Source organism: Actinomadura rupiterrae, assembly GCF_024172125.1.
In the GTDB taxonomy this organism is placed as follows: Bacteria; Actinomycetota; Actinomycetes; order Streptosporangiales; family Streptosporangiaceae; genus Spirillospora; species Spirillospora rupiterrae.
Genome location: NZ_JAMZEA010000005.1, coordinates 361,919 through 381,663, shown reverse-complemented (window position 1 = coordinate 381,663; position 19,745 = coordinate 361,919). Strand labels below are relative to the sequence as shown.

Here is a 19,745-nt window from a genome sequence, read left to right as displayed (position 1 = left end):
TCAGTCTGAGAACGGCCCGGCAGATGTCGGCGGCTGCTCAGAACGTGCGGGCGGTGGCGGCGACCGCCAGGTCTGCCAGAGCTTCCCGGGCCTCGCCTGCCACCGGCGCGGCGGCGAGCGCGTCGCGCGCGTCGGCCGCGAACCGGTCGATCATCTCCTCGCAGGCCGCCAGCCCGCCCGTGTCGGTGATGATCTCCCGCAGGTCGGCCACGCCGAGCGCGCTCAGCTCCGGGTCGCCGAGCAGCCGCTCCACCGTCGCGGCCTCCTCGGCGTCGGCGCGCTCCAGGGTGAGCGCGATCAGCACCGTCCGCTTGCCCTCCCGCAGGTCGTCCCCGGCGGGCTTGCCGGTCGCCTCCGGGTCGCCGAACACGCCGAGCACGTCGTCCCGCAGCTGGAACGCCATCCCGAGCGGGCGCCCGTACCCGCTCAGCGCCGCCGCCAGCTCGTCCGAGCCCCCGGCCAGCGCCGCGCCCAGGTGCAGCGGCCGCTCGATCGTGTACTTGGCCGACTTGAAATCGACCACGCGCAGCGCCGTGTCGACCGTCCCGTCCCCGCGGGTGCTCTCCAGCATGTCCAGGTACTGCCCGCACATCACCTCGGTGCGCATCAGGTCGTAGACGCCCCGGCCGCGCGCGCGACGGTCCTCGGTCAGGCCGCTCGTCTCGAACATCTCGCCCGACCAGGCCAGCAGAAGGTCGCCGAGCAGGATCGCCGCGCCCTCGCCGAAGGTGTCCGCCGGGCCGCGCCAGCCGCTCTCGCCGTGCAGCGCCTCGAACCGCCGGTGGACGGACGGCTGGCCCCGGCGGGTGTCGCTGGCGTCCATCACGTCGTCGTGCACCAGGGCGCTGGCCTGGAGCAGTTCGAGCGACGCGGCGGCCGTCGCGATCTCCGGGACGTCCTCGCCGCCCGCCGCGCGCCAGCCCCAGTAGCAGAACGCGGGCCGCAGCCGCTTCCCGCCCGCCAGCAGCGCCCGCAAGGCGGAGACCATCGGCTCCAGATCGGGGCTGATGGCGAGCAGGCCGGGGGCCTGGCGGGCGGTGAACGCGTGCAGCGCCTCGTCGACCTCCTTGCGGAACTGGCCGGTGGACGCGCTGGCGGGCCTGCTGGTGGGCATGGCGAGATCGTATCTTTTCGGACCGGGTCGATAGGATTGCGGGATGCGACGCCAGAACCCCGATCGCGCGCCGACGATCCGCGACCTGCTGGCCACCGGCGAGCCCTCGTTCTCCTTCGAGTTCATGCCGCCGAAGAGCGCCGAGGAGGCCCGCACCCTGTGGCGGACCATCCGGGAGCTGGAGCCGCTGAACCCGACCTTCGTCTCGGTCACCTACGGCGCGGGCGGCAGCACCCGCGACAACACCGTGGAGGTGGTCGAGCGGATCGCCACCGAGACGACCATGACCCCTGTGGCGCACTTCACGGCCGTGAACCACTCCCAGGCCGAGCTGCGGAACCTGATCGGGCGGTTCGCCTCCGCCGGCGTCCGCAACATCCTCGCGCTGCGCGGCGACCCGCCCGGCGACCCGATGGGCGAGTGGGTCAAGCACCCGGAGGGGCTGGAGTACGCCTCCGACCTCGTCCGCATGATCCGCTCGTACGGGGACTTCAGCGTCGGCGTCGCGGCGTTCCCCTACAAGCACCCGCGCTCGGCCGACATCGAGAGCGACACCCGCAACTTCGTGGCCAAGTGCCGCGCGGGCGCCGACTACGCGATCACGCAGATGTTCTTCCGCGCGGACGACTACTTCCGGCTGCGCGACCGGGTCGCGGCGGCCGGCTGCGACGTGCCGATCATCCCCGGCATCATGCCGGTGACCCGGTTCAGCACGATCGACCGGTCCGAGCAGCTGTCCGGCGCGCCGTTCCCCGCCGAGCTGCGGGAGCGGTTCGAGGCCGTCCGGGACGACCCGGACGCCGTCCGGCGCCTCGGCATCGAGAACGCCGCCAAGCTGTGCCGGGAGCTGCTCGACCAGGGCGCGCCCGGCATCCACTTCATCACCTTCAACCGGTCGACCGCGACCCGCGAGGTCTACGAGTTGCTCGAACCCGCCGGGTACGGCGCCAGGGGCAGCGTCCCGCCCATGACGGCGTAGGGCGGGCCGCCGCCGGGGAACTCGAAGTCGACGAGCAGGTCCCGGAGGCCGACCGAACGGTACAGGCGCCGCGCGGGGGACTGCCGGTCCAGGTCGAGCGTGGACAGCACGACCGTGGTCTCCAGCCTGCCCTCGCACAGGGCGTTGAGCAGCGTCCGGCCGTGGCCCTGGCCCTGGTCGTCGGGGTGCACGTGCAGCTCGGCGACCTCGAACGCGTCGTCCAGCCAGTAGGCGGCGTGCTCGGGGCCGTCCTGCTCGGTCAGCGCCCGCCGCACCACGTCGTGCCACCACTGCCCGGACTCGCCGTGGAAGCCGTAGGCGAAGCCGCGCACGCTCCCCGGCACCCCGGGCAGCGGGCGCGGCCGCTCCACCGCGAACGCGCGGAACCGCGGGTAGGTGGTGTGCCGCTGCATGATCGAGTGCCGTCCGGGGAGCTGCTCCCCGGGCGGGCGCATCGCCGCCGCGTAGACCTGAAGGATCGGGTCCAGGCGGCGCAGGAACGCGTGTTCGTCGAGCTGGCGCAGCTTCGGCTCCCTCGGCTTCCTCACGCGGAGAGAGCCTAGACCCGGGTGAGCGTGCGCTGGGTCGCCGCCAACCGGTTGTAGATGTCCCAGAGGATCTGGTCGGCGGCCTTCCGCAGCGCGGCCCGCTGCGCGTCGAGCTGCCCGCCCCACGTCCGCGACTCCGGGCCGATCCACGCGTCCGTCCCGTTCAGCGTCCGGACGGGCCCGTCGAGCGCGCTGCTCAGCGCGTCGATGCTGCCGTACGCGTCCTGGTACGCCTGGTACAGCTCCCGGTACTCGGGGTTCGGCTGCTGGTGCGGACCCAGCTGCGCCGCTGCGGCGGCGTCCAGGGGCGGCGGGAGGGCCGCGGGCGGGGGAGGCGGGCTCATGCCGGACCCTCCGTCGCGTGGTGCGCGTGGATCGTGTCGTGGACGAGCGTGGTCGGACCGTTCCCGCTGCCCGGATCGGGCGCGGCAGGCGGCTGGATCGGATGCCGGGGCGGCGCCGGCGCATGCGAGTTCCCAGGCGCCGGCGCATGATGCGGCACCGGCGTGTTCGGCCCCGGCGCGTGGTGCTGCGGTGCGGGAGTGTGGTGCGCGGGCGGTGCGTGGTGCGGTGCGGGCTCGTGGTGCGCGGGCGCGTGGTGCTCCGGCGCGTGGGGCGCGTGCGCGGGGACGTGGTGGAGGCCCAGCTTGGCCAGCGCGTTGGCGGTCCGGGCGCTCATGTCGGCGGTCGTGAGGACGTGCACGGCGGCCTTGTGGTCGCCGAGGCGGTCCGACTCGTCCAGGAGGGCGTCCAGCCAGCGGGCGTTCATCGTCATGTGGTGGCTCGCGACGCCGAGGGACCGCTCGATGGCCTTCAGGTGCGCGGCGTTCCCGTGCGCGGCCTTGATCAGCTCGGCTGCGCCCTTCGCGCCGAGCCGCTCGTACAGCTCGCGCGTGTAGTCGGGGTCGCCCGCGTGCTCGGCCAGGTGCTTCCACGCCTCCGGCGGGACGGCCCGGTGGTGCTGCAGCGCGTCGCGGATCGCGTGCGCGTCCGAGCGCGCGGCCTTGGCGGCGGCCTCGGGCGTCCTGAACTTGCCGAGGTCGCCGGCGCCGTTGGGGGTCGTCCGGTGCGGGCGCGGGTGCGAGCGCGGCGGCGTGACCTTGCCGGGGCCCTTCGTCCCGCCGCCCCCGCCGGACGAGCCGGGGCCGGGCGCCGGGGCCGGTGCGGGCGGCGCGTGCACGCCGCCGCCGGTGTCTGGGTGCGTGATCGCGAAGTTGTACCGCCGGGACAGCATGCCGATCTGGTCGGACGCCCACTGCGCGACCTGCTCGGCCTGCCGGTACCCGGTAGCCGGGACGCCGGGCGGCGGCCGGTGCCCCGCCAGCCAGCCGCGGATCGCCGCGTTCGCCTGCTGGACCTGCCTCAGCAGCTGGTCCAGCGCGGGCGGGTCGATGCCCCGGAAGTCGCCGTCGCGGCTGGCCGGCCCGGTGCGCATCTCAGCGGTCATCGCCCCTCCGGGTGGTGCCTCGGTCCGCCGCGCCGTCGCGCCGGGGTCGATTCCCCAGAATCACACTCGCAACAGGCGATGTCGAGTGCCGGACGGTCACGGTCAGGCCGCATGACGTGGCCGGACGGTCAGCCGCCCGTGTCCGTCCGGCACGCGGGACGGGCGTCAGGACGCGCCGAGGGCGCGCTCGACCGACTGCGGGTCGCGGGCCACGAACGCCGCCGCGTCCGCGACGATGATCGGACGCTGGATCAGGACCGGGTTCGCCACCAGGACCTCGATCCACCGGGCGCGGTCGTGCGGCAGGTTCTTCAGGTCCAGCTCCTTGGCGACGGCCTCGCCGAGGCGCGCGACGTCCCAGGGCTCGGCGCCGATCGCGGTGAGCGTCCGGTCCAGCTCCTCGGCGGTCGGGGGCTCGTCCAGGTAGCGGCGCTCGGTGTACTCGACGCCCGCCTCGTCCAGGGCCGCCTTCGCGGCGCGGCTCTTCGAGCAGCGGGGGTTGTGCCAGATCTCCATGGCCTCAGTCTCCCACCCCGGGCCTAGTCGCCGACCTCGGCGGCGTCGCCCCCGGTGATGCGCAGCAACTCCGCGTAGGTGGTCGGGAAGACCGTGTGCGGGTGCCCGCCCGCCGCCCAGACCCGCTCGTGCTTGTCCAGCCAGACGTCCACGAGGGTGCGGATCGGCGCGGGGTGCCCGACCGGCGCGACCCCGCCGATCGGCTGCCCGGTGTGCGTCCGGACGAACTCCGGCGTCGCGCGGCCGACCTTCGCCGCGCCGACGAGCGCGGCGACCCGCGCGGTGTCCACCCGGTGCGCGCCGCTGGTCAGCACGAGCAGCGGCGCGCCGTCGGCGTCGAACACCAGGCTGTTGGCGATCGCCCCGACCTCGCAGCCGAGCTGGTCGGCGGCGGCCTGCGCGGTGCGGGCCGAGTCGGGCAGTTCGATGATCTCGCCGTCCGCGCCCTGCTCGCGCAGGACGGCGGCGACGCGTTCGGCGTTGGGGTGCATGGACCGCACCCTAGGCCGTCCCGCAGGGGATGCGCCCGCCGTTATCGCGCCCCCCGCCATCCGGCGTCATGCGGCGCCGGGGTCACGCGGCGGCGGGGTCGTGCGGGGTCATGCGGCGGCGGGGATGGCCTGGGCGGTGTCGACGACGTGGTCCACGAAGCCGTAGTCGAGGGCCTCCTGCGCGGTGAAGAAGTGGTCGCGGTCGGAGTCGGCCTCGATCCGCGCCACGCTCTGCCCGGTGTGCGCCGCGATCAGCTGCTGCATCTGCCGCTTGGTGGTCAGCAGGTTCGCCGCCTGGATCCGGATGTCGGACGCCGTCCCGCCGATCCCGCCGGACGGCTGGTGCATCACGATCCTCGTGTGCGGCAGCGCGTACCGCTTGCCCGGCGCGCCCGCGCACAGCAGGAACTGCCCCATGGACGCGGTGAACCCGAGCGAAAGCGTCGCCACGTCGTTCGGGACGAACTGCATCACGTCGTAGATGGCCATCCCGGCGGTCACCGAGCCGCCGGGGGAGTTGATGTACAGGTGGATGTCGCGGTGCCGGTCTTCAGCCGACAGCAGAAGGATCTCGGCGCAGAGCCGGTTGGCGATGGCGTCGTCGACCTCCTGGCCGAGGAACACGATGCGCTGGCTGAGCAGCCGCTGGAAGACGTCCTCGGAGGGTTGGCGCGCTTCGTTGGTCATGCTCCGAGGTAACCGGCGGGCGGCCCGCGACGTCCAACAAGAGTTCCGGGCGCTTTGACAACGCGCGCTTGTCGAACCCACATTTGGGGCGTGGACGTGGACGTTCCCGGATTGCGGGCCTTCGTCGCGGCCGCCGAGGAGATGCATTTCGGACGGGCCGCGCGGCGCCTCTTCCTGACCCAGCAGGCGCTGTCCCAGCGCGTCCGGCGGCTGGAGTCGGTGCTCGGCGCGCCGCTGTTCGAACGCACCACCCGCCGCGTCGAGCTGACCGACGCGGGACGCCGCCTCCTCCCGCGCGCACGCGAGGCACTTTCGGCCGTTGACGCGGTCGTGGCCGCCGTGCGCGGCGAGCCGCAGCGGCTGCGCGTGGACGTCTACGACCAGCGGTTCAGCCCGATGACCCTGGTGCGCGGGCTGCTCGACCTAGAACCGCGCGTGCGGGTCGAGATCAGCATGCGGCAGGGCTTCGAGCAGGCCGTCCCGGCGCTGCTCTCCGGCGAGATCGACGCCGCGTTCGGCCAGGCCAGGGACCTGCCCGGACGGTGGCCGCCGGAGCTGTCGTCCCGGGTCGTCCAGCTGGTGCCGCTGCACGCGTTCGTCGCCGCGGACCACCCCCTCGCGGCGCGCGAGACGATGCGTCCGGACGAGCTGCGCGACCACGGCATCGTCATGCCGGACCCGGTCGCGGCCGAGTCCCGCGCCTTCCTGAACCGGATCGCGGACCGGTTCGACGTGCCGATCCGGTTCGTCGAGCCCGCCGTCGGCCTCTGGCACTACGGCGAGCTGGTCGCGCGCGAGGCGCCCGGCGTCGCGCTGGGGGAGGCCGGCGTCGAGGTCCCGAAGGGCACGGGCCTGCACCGGATCCGCCTCGTGGACCCGGTGCCGCTCGTCCCGTGGTGCCTGACCTGGCGTTCCGGCGACACCTCGGCGGCGCTCAAGGCCGTCCTGCGGGCGCTGCCCCCGGCCGTCCCGCCCCCGCCGGACGACCCGTCCCACTGGCTCGCCGACGCCTACCGCGACTGATTGTCCGACCCTGCTGTTCTACTGGTCCGTGTGGCGCTGACCTGCACGATCATTCCCGTGATCGCTGTGAGTGGCGACACGCGTTCGAACGTATTGACGAACCGTCACCGAGGCGGTTTACTGTGAACGCGTCGAACTTATGTTCGACGTGGTGCGGGACTCGCGGCCCGTGCCACGGGCGACGCTCCCGTCGCGTCCAGCGCGCGGACGCGGCGGGGGCGCACGGCCGGGCGGAGAGAGGGGAAGCTCTCCGCCCGGCCGCGCCCGACGCCCCGGAAGGAGGCAGACATGACCACGCTCACCCGCGGAGCACGCTCCGCCGCCCATAACGTCTCCGGCGCCGCCCAGCACGAGGCGCCGAGGCCGCGCCCCCGCGCGCTGCCCGCCCCGCGCCCCGCGCACACCGCCGTCGGCCAGCTGCACGCGGCCCGCGTCGGCCTCGTCGAGGCCGCCGAGGCGACCTCGCCCGCCGTCCGCTACGTCAGCGCGCACCTCGCCGCGCTGCGCGCCGCGGCCGCCGTCCTGGCCGCCCACCAGCCCCTCGACCTCACCCGCCGCCGCTCCCGCCCGCGCAGCGTCTGGGTCCTGCTGCCCGAAGCCGACCCCGCGCTGCGCGAGTGGGCCGCCTACTTCGCCGCCGGCGCCGACAAGCGCGCCGCCGCCGAAGCCGGCCTCCCCCGAGCCGTCACCCCCCGCGAAGCCGACGAACTCCTCCACGACGCCGAGATCTTCGTCACCCTCGTAGAAGACACCCTCGGCATCCCCGCCCAGCAGACCCTCCCGGCTGTGTTCATGGAGCCTCCGGCTCCGAGCGGCTCGCCTGGGGCTCGCCTCTCGGCCCGGTGACTCGGGCGAGCGCGGCATCGCTTCGCGATCAACCGGACGGGGGTTCGCCTCCGGCGTCACCCCCGCCCGGTTGGTAACGCGCTCGGCGGGCTGAGCTTGTCGCGTGGTCGGCGGGCAGAGGTCGCCGCCAAAGACTCCCGGAGGCGCATGTTGCGGGATCCCTGTGTTCATGGAGCCTCCGGCTCCGCGCCCTCGCCTAGCGGCTCGGGCGCGGCCCGGTGACTCGGGCGAGCGCGGCATCGCTTCGCGATCAACCGCGCGGCGACTCGCCTTCGGCATCGCCGCCGCCCGGTTGGTAACGCGCTCGGCGGGCTGAGGTCGTCGCCAAGAAAGACTCCCGGAGGTGCGTGTTGCGGGGCCGCTCCTCCGGGCCTCACGTCCCGGTGTGAAGGGGCGGACGGCTCGTCCGCCCCGTCCGCGCCCTCACGCCGGGGCCTGGACCGGCCGCCGCGCCCCTTGAGGCGGCCGAGCCGGGCCGCCGAGCGCCAACCTCACCGCGCTCGGCGGCCCGGCCCCACAGGGCGAGCGAGCCGCCGTGCCGGTGGGTGTGCCATCCCCCGAGGGCGCCCACCGGCACGGCCTGCCAAGCGGCGCGCTGCGTTGATCCGCCCTCCGGAGCGCCGGGCCAAGGCGTCTCCGCGGCGCAAGGCGGGGATGCGAAGCGCGCGGCTCATCGACCGAACCCCGAACGATCGGGCCTGAGCTCCCCGAAGGCAGACGTCGGCGCCACAACGTGGCGCACGCCAAGCGCCGCGCTGTGTTGATCGGTCCTCGGGAAGCGCCGTGGGAGGGGGCGTTCAGCCCTGTTGTGGTGTGGGGACGGTGGTGTGCGGGTCGGCGGGGGTGCTCGTCGGCGCGGGGTTCGGCGTGATCGTTTTGGTGGGGCTGAACACGGCGGGTGTTGGTCACTGGGGGGCTGACGGGCTGGTGGTGGGGGAGTTGTGGGTGGGTTATTTCACTCACTAAGTGGTTTATGAAGTGCGGGCCGGTTTGTCGCTGGACGACAATGCTCGCGTGGCGATGCGGCGAAAAGGGCGGAATGAGCAACCTGCGCGCGAGCGCGTTACCAACCGGGCGGGGGTGACGCCGGAGGCGAGCCCCCGCGCGGTTGATCGCGAAGCGATGCCGCGCTCGCCCGAGTCGCCGGGCCGAGAGGCGAGCCCCCAGGCGAGCCGCTCGGAGCCGGAGGCTCAATCAGCACTGCCGGGGCTCCTGGCGTTTTTGGGGGTTGTGGGGTATTCGCTGTCGATGGCGGTGTTGACGCCGGCCATGCCACTTGTGCAGCGGGATCTGGGGACCAGTGCGGCGGGGGCGGCTTGGGGGCTGACGGCGATGATGCTGTCGGCGGCGGTGTCGACGCCGGTGGTCGGAAGGCTGGGGGATCTGTACGGGCCGCGGCGGGTGCTGCTGGTGGTGCTCGCGGTGGCGACGGGTGGAACGGTCCTCTCGGCTCTCGCGCCGTCCCTGGGGGTGCTGCTCGTGGGGCGGGCGCTGGCAGGGATCGGCGGGGGAGTGTTCCCGCTGGCGTACACGGTCATCCGAAGCGTCCTGCCGCCCGCGCGGACGGCGTCGGCGGTCGGGTTGATGTCGTCGATGCTGGGGCTGGGCGGGGCGCTGTCGTGGTGCGTGGCGGGGCCCGTCATCGACCTGCTGGGGTGGCGGTGGCTGCTGTGGATGCCCGTGGTCGGGCTGGTGCCGGGGTTCGTGGCGGCGTGGCGGCTCGTCCCGCAGGTGCCCGGACGGCCCGGAGCGGGCGTCGACTGGTGGGGCGCCGGGTTGTTCTCGGCGTGGATGGTCGCCGCCCTGACGGCCCTCACGCAGGGCATGGCGTGGGGATGGACGTCGGCGGGGGTCCTGGGCCTCGCGGGCGCTGCGGTGGCGCTGGCGGCCGTCTGGTGGCTCGTGGAGAGGCACGTGGACGAGCCGCTGGTCGATCCGAGGCTCATGCGCGTGCGCGGGGTGTGGACGGCCAATGCGGCGTCGCTGCTGGCCGGTTACGGCCTGATGGCCGGCGGCGTCCTGTTCCCGCTGCTCGTCCAGGCGCCGGGGCCGACGGGGTTCGGGGGGAGCGCGACGCAGGCCGCGATGCTGCAGCTTCCGGCGAGTATCGGCATGACGCTGGCGGGGATCGCGGCCGGACGGCTCCACCATCGCGTCGGGTCCCGGGCCGTCCTGGTGGCGGGGGCCGTGCTGACGGGGCTGGGGTACGCGTTCGTCGCGGTCGTCCACGACACGATGTGGCAGCTGTACATCGGCGGCACCGCGCGGGGGATCGGGCTCGGGCTGGCCTACGCGGCGGTCGCGAACCTGGTCGTCGCGGCGGTGGAGCCCGCGCAGACGGGGGTGGCGACCGGCGTGAACACGCTGCTCAGGACGGTCGGCGGCTCGCTCGGGACGCAGGTCAGCGCCGTCATCCTCACGGCGTCGGCCGTCCACGGGCATCCGGCGGACGCCGGGTACGCGACGGGTTTCGCCGTCACGGCCGTGGCGATGGCGGGCGTCCTGGCGCTCGCGCTCGCCGCGCCGAGGCGGCGGGCGGCGCGTCCCTCCGGGGCGCTGGATGCACAAGCGCATGAATGTGCATCTGCACAACCCAGCGCACAGCGTTAACAACCGGCTGCCCGGCACCCCCGCGCGCGGGGGTGCCGGGCAGCCGAACGGCCCGGCGGCACAGGGCCGCCGGGCCGTTCGACAGAAGCGCGTCACCTCGTCCCCGGACGGCTTCCGGGGCCAGGCCGAGGACGGCTAGAAGGACTCCACGGCCCGGCGGGCCTCGGGGTCCAGGACGCCCCAGCCGATGAGCTCCTCGGTGAGCTCGGTCGGGGACTTGTCGTAGATCACGGCAAGAGAACGCAGGTCCTCCTGCCTGATGGACAGGACCTTTCCGTTGTAGTCGCCCCGCTGGCTCTGGATCGTCGCGGCGTAGCGGGCGAGGGGACCGGCCTTGTCCTTCGGAAGCTGCTGCAGGCGCTCAAGATCGATGACGAGCTTGGGCGTTGGCCCGAGCGGGCTCGGCGCGGCTCCGCCGGGCAGCAACTCGGAGACCGGCACGCCGTAGAAATCGGCGAGCTCGGCCAGCTTCTGAACGGTGACGGCGCGGTCGCCCCGCTCGTACGAACCCACGACGACGGCCTTCCAGCGGCCACGGGACTTCTCCTCCACACCGTGCAGGGACAGCCCCTGCTGGGTGCGGATGGCGCGCAGGCGCGCGCCGAGAGCCTTAGCGTATTCAGACGGCATTTCGCGGCCCCCCAGGCTCACTCTCGTCGTCGTTCTCGGATGGCCCCGGCACCGGCCGGTCCGGCGTCGGGGGAGGCGGTTCCCGGGCCCGTCACGGCCCGGAAGTCGTCCTCCAGGGATGGTTACGGACAGTGACGGTAAAACGGTGACGCGCCCAGGTCAAGCCGATTGGAAAAAAGCGGTCGAATCCGTAGGTGTCGATCCGGGTCGTCCGGATCGCCGCGAAGGCCCGCACGCCCCGCCCGGCGGGCGTTGCCGGGCCCCCGCGCGCAGCGGTCCGCGCGGCGCCGCCGCGACCCCTGTGTGACCGCTCTCACCAGGCATGATACGGCGGGGAGGGGTTCGGAAGAGGGGGCCCCACCTGCTACCTTGTCGGGGACAAGGCGTCCTTTAAGACCCGTCCTGTGAGGCGGGAAAGGAGGTTCAGGCGGTGAATGCTGCCCACCGGCCGGACGATCCGGCCGACACGCGCGTGACCGACCGTGGCACCGGAGACCCCCGGCAGAAGGCCGTTCTGGAGGGTCCGGACATCCGGCGCGCGCTGACCAGAATCGCGCACGAGATTCTCGAACGCACCAAAGGCGGGCAGGACGTCGTCCTGCTCGGCATCCAGACCCGCGGCGTGACGCTCGCCGAGCGGCTGGCCGCGGCCCTGCACGAGGTCGAGGGGCGGCCCGTCCCGTGGGGCTCGCTCGACGTCACCATGTACCGCGACGACCTGCGCCTGCGCCCCGCCCGCGCGATCGGCCGCACCGAGCTGCCCAAGGGCGGCATCGAGGACCGCGTGGTCGTCCTGGTCGACGACGTGCTGTTCTCCGGCCGGACCGTGCGCGCCGCGCTGGACGCGCTGAACGAGCTCGGCCGCCCGCGCGCCGTCCAGCTCGCCGTCCTGGTGGACCGCGGGCACCGCGAACTGCCCATCCGCGCCGACTACGTGGGCAAGAACCTGCCGACGTCCATGCGCGAGACGGTGAAGGTCCTGCTGGCCGAGAACGACGGCCGGGACGCCGTCCTCCTCGGCCCGAAGGGGGAGAAGAAGTGAAGCGCCACCTGATCTCGGCCGCCGACCTCAGCCGCGACGACGCCCTGCTCGTCCTCGACACCGCCGAGGAGCTGGCCCGCGCCACCGAGCAGTCGGTCCGCAAGCTGCCGACGCTGCGCGGCCGGACGGTCGTCAACCTCTTCTTCGAGGACTCGACCCGCACCCGCATCTCGTTCGAGGCGGCCGCCAAGCGGCTCAGCGCGGACGTCATCAACTTCTCCGCCAAGGGCTCGTCGGTCAGCAAGGGCGAGAGCCTGAAGGACACCGCTCTGACCCTGGAGGCCATGGGCGCGGACGGCGTGGTCATCCGGCACGGCGCGTCCGGCGCGCCGCACCGGCTGGCGAACTGGGTGCAGGGCAGCGTCGTGAACGCCGGCGACGGCACGCACGAGCACCCGACCCAGGCCCTGCTGGACGCCTTCACCATGCGCCGCCGCCTCGGCAGCCTGGAGGGCCGCAAGGTCACCATCGTCGGGGACATCCTGCACAGCCGCGTGGCGCGTTCCAACACGCTGCTCCTGAACACCCTCGGCGCCGAGGTGACCCTGGTCGCCCCGCCGACGCTGCTGCCGGTCGCGATCGACACCTGGCCCGGCGAGGTCTCCTACGACCTGGACGCGGTGCTGCCCAAGAGCGACGTGGTGATGATGCTGCGCGTCCAGCACGAGCGGATGAACGCCAGCTACTTCCCGACCGTCCGCGAGTACAGCCGCCGCTACGGCCTGGACGCCGAGCGGATGGCGCGGATGGCCGACCACGCCATCGTCATGCACCCCGGCCCGATGAACCGGGGCGTGGAGATCGCGGCCGAGGTCGCCGACTCCGTCCGGTCCACCATCGTCGAGCAGGTCGCCAACGGCGTCAGCGCTCGCATGGCCGTTCTCTACCTGCTGCTCGGCGGCTCGGAGTCCGCCATCGGCAAGGAGGTCTCCGAATGAGCACCGCGTACCTGATCAAGAACGCCCGCGTCCTCGGCGGAGAGCCCGCGGACCTGCTGGTGCGGGACGGCGAGATCGCCGCGATCGGCCCCGATCTGGACGCGGCGGACGCGCAGGTCATCGACGCGCGCGGCCTGATCGCCCTGCCCGGCCTGGTCGACCTGCACACCCACCTGCGCGAGCCCGGCCGCGAGGACGCCGAGACCGTCGAGTCCGGCACCCGGGCCGCCGCGAAGGGCGGGTACACCGCCGTCCACGCGATGGCCAACACCGACCCGGTCGCCGACACCGCGGGCGTCGTCGAGCAGGTCTGGCGGCTCGGCCGCGAGGCCGGGTACTGCGACGTCCAGCCGGTCGGCGCGGTCACCGTCGGGCTCAAGGGCCAGCAGCTCGCCGAGCTCGGCGCGATGGCCGACTCGGCCGCCGGCGTCCGGGTGTTCTCCGACGACGGGCACTGCGTCTCGGACGCGGTGATCATGCGGCGCGCGCTGGAGTACGTCAAGGCGTTCGACGGCGTCGTGGCCCAGCACGCGCAGGAGCCCCGGCTGACCGAGGGCGCGCAGATGAACGAGGGCGAGATGAGCGCCGCGCTCGGCATGCGCGGCTGGCCCGCGGTCGCCGAGGAGGCGATCATCGCCCGGGACGTGCTGCTCGCCCAGCACGTCGGGTCCCGGCTGCACGTGTGCCACGTGTCCACGGCCGGCTCGGTGGAGATCATCCGCTGGGCCAAGTCCAAGGGCTGCCGGGTCACCGCCGAGGTCACCCCGCACCACCTGCTGCTCAGCGACGAGCTGGCCGCGTCCTACGACCCGATCTACAAGGTCAACCCGCCGCTGCGCACCGCCGACGACGTCACCGCGCTCCGGCACGCCCTCGCCGACGGCACCATCGACATCGTCGCCACCGACCACGCGCCGCACCCGGTCGAGGCGAAGGAGACCGAGTGGGCCGTCGCCGCCATGGGCATGATCGGCCTGGAGACCGCGCTCTCGGTCGTCCAGGAGGCCATGGTGGAGACCGACCTGCTCGACTGGGCCGGGGTCGCCGAGCGCATGTCGTTCGCGCCCGCCCGCATCGGCCGCCTCACCGGACAGGGTCGTCCGCTGGAGGCGGGATCGCCCGCCAACATCACGCTGTACGACCCGTCGCCGCGCCGCGCCGTGGACCCGACCGCGATGGCCTCCAAGAGCCGCAACACCCCGTACGCGGGGCTGGAGCTGCCCGGACGCGTCGTCGCGACGTTCCTGCGCGGCCGCCCGACCGTCCTCGAAGGGAAGCTCCAGTGACCCACCCCCCCGCCCCTGGCCGCGCGCCGTCTGGACTGAGGAGCGCAGGGAGCCTGCGACCGGAGCGACGAGGGAAGACGGTGCGTCACGGCGGCCAGGGGCCCGCGAACGGAGTGAGCCAATGAGCACTGCTCTACTGATCCTGGAAGACGGGCGCACGTTCCAGGGGGTCGCCTACGGGGCCGAGGGGGAGACCTTCGGTGAGATGGTCTTCAACACCGGAATGACCGGCTACCAGGAGACCCTCACCGACCCCTCGTACGCCCGGCAGATCGTGGCGATGACCGCCCCGCACATCGGCAACACCGGCGTGAACGACGAGGACCCCGAGTCGGCCCGCATCCAGGTCGCCGGGTACGTGGTGCGCGAGCCCGCCCGCGTCGCGTCCAACTGGCGGGCCACCGGCTCGCTCGGCTCGGCGCTGCGCGCGCAGGGCGTGGTCGGCATCGCGATCACCGGCACCCGGGCGCTGACCCGGCACCTGCGCGACCGCGGCGCGATGCGCGCCGGGATCTTCTCCGGCCCCGCCGCGCAGGCCCCGGTGGACGAGCTGCTCCGGCGCGTCCAGGAGTCGCCGCAGATGACCGGCGCGAGCCTGGCCGAGGAGGTCGCCACCAAGGAGGCGTACGTCGTCCCGGCGATCGGCGAGAAGAGGTTCACTGTCGCGGCCGTGGACCTCGGCATCAAGGGCATGACGCCGCACCGGATGGCCGAACGCGGCATCGAGGTGCACGTCCTGCCCGCGTCCGCCACCGCCGAGGAGATCCTCGCCCTCGACCCCGACGGCGTGTTCTTCTCCAACGGCCCGGGCGACCCCGGCACCGCCGACCACCAGGTCGCGGCGCTGCGCGGCGTGCTGGACGCCGGCAGGCCGTTCTTCGGCATCTGCTTCGGCAACCAGATCTTCGGCCGCGCGCTCGGCCTCGGCACCTACAAGCTGCGGTTCGGCCACCGCGGCGTGAACCAGCCCGTCCAGGACGTCCGGACGGGCAAGGTCGAGATCTCCGCGCACAACCACGGGTTCGCCGTGGACGCGCCCAAGGACGGCCCGTTCGACACCCCGTACGGCCCGGCCGCGGTCTCGCACGTCAACCTGAACGACGGCTGCGTCGAGGGGCTTCGGCTGCTCGACCGCCCCGCGTTCAGCGTCCAGTACCACCCCGAAGCGGCGGCGGGCCCGCACGACGCCTCCGGACTGTTCGACCAGTTCGTCCAGCTCATGTCGGACCAGACCGCGTCGGACCAGGAGAAGGAGGCCGGAATCTAATGCCGCGCAGGGAAGACATCCGGTCCGTCCTGGTCATCGGCTCGGGGCCGATCGTGATCGGGCAGGCGGCCGAGTTCGACTACTCGGGCACGCAGGCCTGCCGCGTGCTGAAGGCCGAGGGCCTGCGGGTCGTGCTGGTCAACAGCAACCCGGCGACGATCATGACCGACCCGGAGATGGCGGACGCGACCTACGTCGAGCCGATCACCCCGGAGACGGTCGAGAAGATCATCGCCAAGGAGCGGCCGGACGCGCTGCTGCCCACGCTGGGCGGCCAGACGGCCCTCAACACCGCGATCGCGCTGTTCGAGGGCGGCGTCCTCGCCGAGTACGGCGTCGAGCTGATCGGCGCCGACGTGGACGCGATCCAGGCGGGCGAGAACCGCGAGAGGTTCAAGGAGGTCGTCGCCAAGGTCGCGCGCGAGCAGGGCCTGAACGCCGAGTCCGCGCGGTCGCTGATCTGCCACACCATGGACGAGGTTCTCGCCGCGGCGGAGCAGCTCGGCTACCCGGTCGTCGTCCGGCCGTCGTTCACCATGGGCGGCGCGGGCTCCGGCTTCGCGCACGACGAGGACGACCTGCGCCGCATCGCGGGCGCCGGCCTCGACGCGTCCCCGACCAGCGAGGTGCTCCTGGAGGAGTCGATCCTCGGCTGGAAGGAGTACGAGCTGGAGGTGATGCGCGACCGCAACGACAACGTCGTCATCGTCTGCTCGATCGAGAACCTCGACCCGATGGGCGTGCACACCGGCGACTCGATCACCGTCGCGCCCGCGATGACGCTCACCGACCGCGAGTACCAGAACATGCGGGACGTCGCGATCGCGGTGATCCGCGAGGTCGGCGTCGACACCGGCGGCTGCAACATCCAGTTCGCCGTGCACCCCGGCACCGGCCGGATGATCGTCATCGAGATGAACCCGCGGGTGTCGCGGTCGTCCGCGCTGGCGTCCAAGGCCACCGGGTTCCCGATCGCCAAGATCGCCGCCCGGCTCGCCGTCGGCTACACGCTGGACGAGATCCCGAACGACATCACCCGCGAGACCCCGGCGTCGTTCGAGCCGACGCTCGACTACGTCGTGGTCAAGGTGCCGCGGTTCGCGTTCGAGAAGTTCCCCGGCGCGGACGGCACGCTCACCACGCACATGAAGTCGGTCGGCGAGGCCATGGCCATCGGCCGCAACTTCACCGAGGCGCTGCAGAAGGCGCTGCGGTCGCTGGAGCAGAAGGGCTCGTCGTTCTCCTGGGCCGGCGCGGTCGGCGCCAAGGACGAGTGGCTGGCCAGGGCGGCCGAGCCGCACGACGGGCGCGTCCGGGCCGTCCAGCGGGCGATGTGGGCGGGCGCGACGGTCCAGGAGGCCTACGAGGCGACCCGGATCGACCCGTGGTTCCTGGACCAGATCGCCGGGCTGAACGAGATCGCCGACGAGATCCGCACCGCCGAGGACGCGCTCACCCGCGACAAGATCCTCAACGCCAAGCGGCACGGCTTCTCCGACGCCCAGATCGGCGAGCTGCGCGGGCTGTCGGAGGAGGTCGTCCGCGAGCTGCGGCACGCCCTCGGCGTCCGGCCCGTGTACCTCACCGTGGACACCTGCGCCGCCGAGTTCGCCGCGAAGACCCCGTACCTGTACTCCGCGTACGACGAGGAGACCGAGGTGCCGCCGGGCGAGAAGCCCAAGGTGATCATCCTCGGCTCCGGGCCGAACCGGATCGGGCAGGGCGTCGAGTTCGACTACTCGTGCGTGCACGCGTCCTTCACGCTCGCCGAGGCGGGCTACGAGACCGTCATGGTCAACTGCAACCCCGAGACCGTCTCGACCGACTACGACACCTCCGACCGGCTCTACTTCGAGCCGCTCACCCTGGAGGACGTCCTGGAGGTCGTGCACGCCGAGCAGATGTCCGGCGAGGTCGCGGGCGTGATCGTCCAGCTCGGCGGGCAGACCCCGCTCGGCCTGGCGCAGAAGCTCAAGGACGCGGGCGTGCCGGTCGTCGGCACCTCGCCCGAGTCGATCCACCTCGCCGAGGAGCGCGGCGCGTTCGGCCGCGTCCTGCACCGCGCCGGGCTCACCGCGCCCAAGCACGGCACCGCCACCTCCTACGAGGAGGCGGTGGAGATCGCCGCCGAGATCGGCTACCCGGTGCTCGTCCGGCCGTCCTACGTGCTCGGCGGGCGCGGCATGGAGATCGTGTACGACGACGCCACGCTGGAGTCGTACATGGCCAAGGCCACCGAGGCGTCGCCCGAGCACCCGGTGCTGGTCGACCGGTTCCTGGACGAGGCCATTGAGATCGACGTGGACGCCCTGTTCGACGGCGAGGAGCTCTACCTCGGCGGCGTCATGGAGCACATCGAGGAGGCCGGCATCCATTCCGGCGACTCGGCCTGCTCCCTCCCGCCGATCACCCTCGGCCATGACGACCTGCACCGGATCCGCGCCGCCACCGAGGCGCTCGCGCGCGGCATCGGCGTGCGCGGGCTGATGAACGTCCAGTACGCGCTGTCCGCGGGCGTGCTGTACGTCCTGGAGGCCAACCCGCGCGCGTCCCGGACCGTCCCGTTCGTGTCCAAGGCGACGGCCGTGCCGCTCGCCAAGGCCGCCGCGCGGGTCATGATGGGCGCGACGATCGGCGCGCTGCGCGCCGAGGGCCTGCTGCCGCCGTCCGGCGACGGCGGGGCGCTCCCGCTGGACGCGCCGATCGCGGTCAAGGAGGCCGTCCTGCCCTTCGACCGGTTCCGCAACGCGGCCGGCCAGGGCGTGGACACCGTCCTCGGCCCCGAGATGCGGTCCACCGGCGAGGTCATGGGCATCGACGAGGTGTTCGGCACCGCCTACGCCAAGTCCCAGCAGGCCGCCTACGGCGTGCTGCCGACCAAGGGCCGGGCGTTCGTGTCGGTCGCGAACCGGGACAAGCGGCACATGATCTTCCCCGTCAAGCGCCTTGCTGACCTGGGCTTTGAGATTCTTGCCACGGAAGGGACCGCCGAGGTCCTGCGCCGCAACGGCGTGCGTGCCAAGATCGTGCGCAAGCACAGCGACGGCCCCGGCGCCGGGGGCGAGCCCACCATCGTGCGGCGCGTCCTCGACGGCGAGGTGGACCTCATCGTCAATACTCCCTTCGGGAGCCCCGGACAGTCCGGGCCCCGGCTGGACGGCTACGAGATCAGGACCGCGGCCGTCCTGCGCGGCGTGCCGTGCGTGACCACCGTCCAGGGGCTGGCCGCGGCCGTGCAGGGCATCGAGGCCATCGCCGGCGGGCAGGTCGGCGTCCGCTCCCTCCAGGAGCACGCCGAGCGGCTGAGCGGCGCGCACGGCGTGCTCGGACAGGGGTGAGCTGAGGAAGCGGGCCCCGGCGGGCCGTCCCTGCGGGGACGGCTCGCCGGCCCGGACGAGGACGAGAGGGAGACGGGTGTCCGACTCACCGGTGCAGACGTCGGCGACGGTCCTGACGGTCCGCCAGGTGCAGGACTACACGGCGCTGACGCTGGTGGCCCCCGCGGCCGCCGAGCGGTTCCGGCCCGGCCAGTTCGTGGCGCTCGCCGTCGGCGGCGAGCACTCCGGGCGGCTGGTGCGGCGCTGCTTCTCGGTGTACGAGGTCAAGTCGGACTACGGCGGGACGATCGAGATCGTGTTCGCCGACACCGAGCCCGGCACGTCCTGGCTGGCGTCCCGGCGGTCCCGCGACCAGGTCGACCTGCTCGGGCCGCTAGGCCGCCCGTTCCGGCTGCCGCGCGACCCGGTGAACTGCCTGCTGGTCGGCGGCGGCCCGCAGGGCGCGGCGCTGTTCGCGCTCGCCGACACCCTCGCCCGCCGCGGCTGCAAGATCCACTTCGTGCTCGCCGGGTCGTCCGCGCGGGAGGTGTTCGGCTCCCGGATGGCCCAGCGGATCGGCGACTCCGCCGTCACCGCCACCGCGGACGGCACCCTCGGCGAGCGCGGCGACGTCCGCGACGTCCTGCCCCGCGTCATCGACGAGACCGGCGCGGACGTCGTGTACGCCTGCGGACCCACCTCGCTGCTGCGCACGGTCACCCGCGTCGCGGGCGACTTCGGGCTGCCGTCCCAGGTGTTCCTGGAGGAGTTCCTGCAGTCCACGGCCGTGTGCGGGATCGGCGTCTGCATGACCTGCGTCCTGCCCTTCCACGGCGACGACGGCGTCACCCGCATGGTCCGCGCCTGCGCGGACGGCCCGGTCCTGCGCGGCGACCGCGTCCGGTGGGGCGACCTCGGCACCATCCCGTTCGACGCGCTCGGCGCCCCCCGCGTCCTGTCGGCCGTCCCACCCGAAGGAGCCGACCGATGACCCCCGCGCTTGT

The 19,745-nt window shown here is 73.3% G+C and carries 18 protein-coding genes; 10 read left to right on the top strand and 8 right to left on the bottom strand.

Annotated features, from left to right (window positions below; translation table 11 throughout):
* Window positions 1–37: 37 nt before the first annotated feature.
* Window positions 38–1,114, bottom strand: a complete 1,077-nt coding sequence (locus tag FHU30_RS18545) for a polyprenyl synthetase family protein (protein ID WP_253877314.1) — start codon at window positions 1,112–1,114, stop codon at window positions 38–40.
* A 43-nt stretch (window positions 1,115–1,157) separates the two neighbouring features.
* Here FHU30_RS18545 and metF point away from each other — a divergent pair, with 43 nt between their 5' ends.
* Entirely contained in the window at window positions 1,158–2,093 is a 936-nt protein-coding gene (gene metF, locus FHU30_RS18540; protein WP_253877312.1) for a methylenetetrahydrofolate reductase [NAD(P)H], read from the top strand.
* On the opposite strand, the gene FHU30_RS18535 is transcribed toward metF, so the two are convergent.
* The 6 genes from FHU30_RS18535 to FHU30_RS18510 form a co-directional block, all read right to left on the bottom strand.
* Window positions 2,030–2,641 (bottom strand): GNAT family N-acetyltransferase, encoded by a 612-nt coding sequence (locus FHU30_RS18535; protein ID WP_253877310.1) that lies wholly within the window; start codon window positions 2,639–2,641, stop codon window positions 2,030–2,032. The genes metF and FHU30_RS18535 overlap by 64 nt on opposite strands.
* An 11-nt stretch (window positions 2,642–2,652) precedes the next feature.
* A complete protein-coding gene (locus FHU30_RS18530; RefSeq protein WP_253877308.1) occupies window positions 2,653–2,985 on the bottom strand; it encodes a hypothetical protein in 333 nt (110 codons plus the stop codon).
* Window positions 2,982–4,088: a hypothetical protein gene (locus FHU30_RS18525; RefSeq protein WP_253877306.1), complete on the bottom strand. Its 1,107-nt coding sequence runs from the start codon at window positions 4,086–4,088 to the stop codon at window positions 2,982–2,984. The genes FHU30_RS18530 and FHU30_RS18525 overlap by 4 nt, the downstream gene beginning before the upstream one ends.
* Before the next feature lie 165 nt (window positions 4,089–4,253).
* Window positions 4,254–4,604, bottom strand: a complete 351-nt coding sequence (locus FHU30_RS18520; RefSeq protein WP_253877304.1) for an ArsC/Spx/MgsR family protein — start codon at window positions 4,602–4,604, stop codon at window positions 4,254–4,256.
* Window positions 4,605–4,627: 23 nt separating this feature from the next.
* Window positions 4,628–5,095 carry a YbaK/EbsC family protein gene (locus tag FHU30_RS18515; RefSeq protein ID WP_253877302.1) on the bottom strand — a complete coding sequence of 156 codons (468 nt, stop codon included), beginning with the start codon at window positions 5,093–5,095 and terminating at the stop codon, window positions 4,628–4,630.
* A gap of 108 nt (window positions 5,096–5,203) precedes the next feature.
* Window positions 5,204–5,929: a ClpP family protease gene (locus FHU30_RS18510; protein ID WP_301323288.1), complete on the bottom strand. Its 726-nt coding sequence runs from the start codon at window positions 5,927–5,929 to the stop codon at window positions 5,204–5,206.
* Between FHU30_RS18510 and FHU30_RS18505 the strand changes: the two genes are divergently transcribed.
* The 3 genes from FHU30_RS18505 (at window position 5,873) to FHU30_RS18495 (ending at window position 10,261) form a co-directional block, all read left to right on the top strand.
* A complete protein-coding gene (locus tag FHU30_RS18505; protein ID WP_253877298.1) occupies window positions 5,873–6,805 on the top strand; it encodes a LysR family transcriptional regulator in 933 nt (310 codons plus the stop codon). The two genes, FHU30_RS18510 and FHU30_RS18505, sit on opposite strands and share 57 nt — an antisense overlap.
* A 288-nt stretch (window positions 6,806–7,093) precedes the next feature.
* Window positions 7,094–7,651 carry an SAV_6107 family HEPN domain-containing protein gene (locus FHU30_RS18500; protein WP_253877296.1) on the top strand — a complete coding sequence of 186 codons (558 nt, stop codon included), beginning with the start codon at window positions 7,094–7,096 and terminating at the stop codon, window positions 7,649–7,651.
* Window positions 7,652–8,920: 1,269 nt separating this feature from the next.
* Complete coding sequence (locus tag FHU30_RS18495) at window positions 8,921–10,261, top strand: MFS transporter (protein ID WP_253877294.1); 1,341 nt, start codon at window positions 8,921–8,923, stop codon at window positions 10,259–10,261.
* A gap of 135 nt (window positions 10,262–10,396) precedes the next feature.
* On the opposite strand, the gene bldD is transcribed toward FHU30_RS18495, so the two are convergent.
* The gene (gene bldD, locus FHU30_RS18490) at window positions 10,397–10,891 is read right to left on the bottom strand and encodes a transcriptional regulator BldD (protein WP_021597992.1); all 495 of its coding nucleotides are present in this window, start codon (window positions 10,889–10,891) and stop codon (window positions 10,397–10,399) included.
* Window positions 10,892–11,363: 472 nt separating this feature from the next.
* On the opposite strand from bldD, the gene pyrR reads away from it, so the two are divergent.
* The 6 genes from pyrR (at window position 11,364) to FHU30_RS18460 (ending at window position 19,732) form a co-directional block, all read left to right on the top strand.
* On the top strand, window positions 11,364–11,933 hold the full coding sequence (gene pyrR, locus FHU30_RS18485; RefSeq protein WP_253878042.1) for a bifunctional pyr operon transcriptional regulator/uracil phosphoribosyltransferase PyrR: 570 nt from the start codon (window positions 11,364–11,366) through the stop codon (window positions 11,931–11,933).
* Entirely contained in the window at window positions 11,930–12,871 is a 942-nt protein-coding gene (locus FHU30_RS18480) for an aspartate carbamoyltransferase catalytic subunit (RefSeq protein ID WP_253877292.1), read from the top strand. The genes pyrR and FHU30_RS18480 overlap by 4 nt, the downstream gene beginning before the upstream one ends.
* Window positions 12,868–14,157, top strand: coding sequence for a dihydroorotase (locus tag FHU30_RS18475; protein ID WP_253877290.1), 1,290 nt, complete (start codon window positions 12,868–12,870; stop codon window positions 14,155–14,157). Before FHU30_RS18480 ends, FHU30_RS18475 begins: the two co-directional genes overlap by 4 nt.
* A gap of 121 nt (window positions 14,158–14,278) precedes the next feature.
* Window positions 14,279–15,424: a glutamine-hydrolyzing carbamoyl-phosphate synthase small subunit gene (carA, locus tag FHU30_RS18470; RefSeq protein ID WP_253877288.1), complete on the top strand. Its 1,146-nt coding sequence runs from the start codon at window positions 14,279–14,281 to the stop codon at window positions 15,422–15,424.
* A complete protein-coding gene (gene carB / locus FHU30_RS18465; RefSeq protein WP_253877286.1) occupies window positions 15,424–18,762 on the top strand; it encodes a carbamoyl-phosphate synthase large subunit in 3,339 nt (1,112 codons plus the stop codon). Before carA ends, carB begins: the two co-directional genes overlap by 1 nt.
* A gap of 76 nt (window positions 18,763–18,838) precedes the next feature.
* Window positions 18,839–19,732 carry an iron-sulfur cluster-binding protein gene (locus tag FHU30_RS18460; protein ID WP_253877284.1) on the top strand — a complete coding sequence of 298 codons (894 nt, stop codon included), beginning with the start codon at window positions 18,839–18,841 and terminating at the stop codon, window positions 19,730–19,732.
* Window positions 19,733–19,745 lie beyond the last annotated feature (13 nt).

What these genes read in the sequence shown, in the direction of transcription:
- bldD (WP_021597992.1), bottom strand. Translation starts at nt 10,891, where the DNA reads ATGCCGTCTGAATACGCTAAGGCTCTCGGCGCGCGCCTGCGCGCCATC.
- FHU30_RS18495 (WP_253877294.1), top strand. Translation starts at nt 8,921, where the DNA reads ATGCCACTTGTGCAGCGGGATCTGGGGACCAGTGCGGCGGGGGCGGCT.
- FHU30_RS18545 (WP_253877314.1), bottom strand. Translation starts at nt 1,114, where the DNA reads ATGCCCACCAGCAGGCCCGCCAGCGCGTCCACCGGCCAGTTCCGCAAG.
- FHU30_RS18515 (WP_253877302.1), bottom strand. Translation starts at nt 5,095, where the DNA reads ATGCACCCCAACGCCGAACGCGTCGCCGCCGTCCTGCGCGAGCAGGGC.
- FHU30_RS18520 (WP_253877304.1), bottom strand. Translation starts at nt 4,604, where the DNA reads ATGGAGATCTGGCACAACCCCCGCTGCTCGAAGAGCCGCGCCGCGAAG.
- FHU30_RS18525 (WP_253877306.1), bottom strand. Translation starts at nt 4,088, where the DNA reads ATGACCGCTGAGATGCGCACCGGGCCGGCCAGCCGCGACGGCGACTTC.
- FHU30_RS18530 (WP_253877308.1), bottom strand. Translation starts at nt 2,985, where the DNA reads ATGAGCCCGCCTCCCCCGCCCGCGGCCCTCCCGCCGCCCCTGGACGCC.
- metF (WP_253877312.1), top strand. Translation starts at nt 1,158, where the DNA reads ATGCGACGCCAGAACCCCGATCGCGCGCCGACGATCCGCGACCTGCTG.
- FHU30_RS18475 (WP_253877290.1), top strand. Translation starts at nt 12,868, where the DNA reads ATGAGCACCGCGTACCTGATCAAGAACGCCCGCGTCCTCGGCGGAGAG.
- carA (WP_253877288.1), top strand. Translation starts at nt 14,279, where the DNA reads ATGAGCACTGCTCTACTGATCCTGGAAGACGGGCGCACGTTCCAGGGG.
- FHU30_RS18500 (WP_253877296.1), top strand. Translation starts at nt 7,094, where the DNA reads ATGACCACGCTCACCCGCGGAGCACGCTCCGCCGCCCATAACGTCTCC.
- carB (WP_253877286.1), top strand. Translation starts at nt 15,424, where the DNA reads ATGCCGCGCAGGGAAGACATCCGGTCCGTCCTGGTCATCGGCTCGGGG.
- FHU30_RS18510 (WP_301323288.1), bottom strand. Translation starts at nt 5,929, where the DNA reads ATGCATCTCCTCGGCGGCCGCGACGAAGGCCCGCAATCCGGGAACGTC.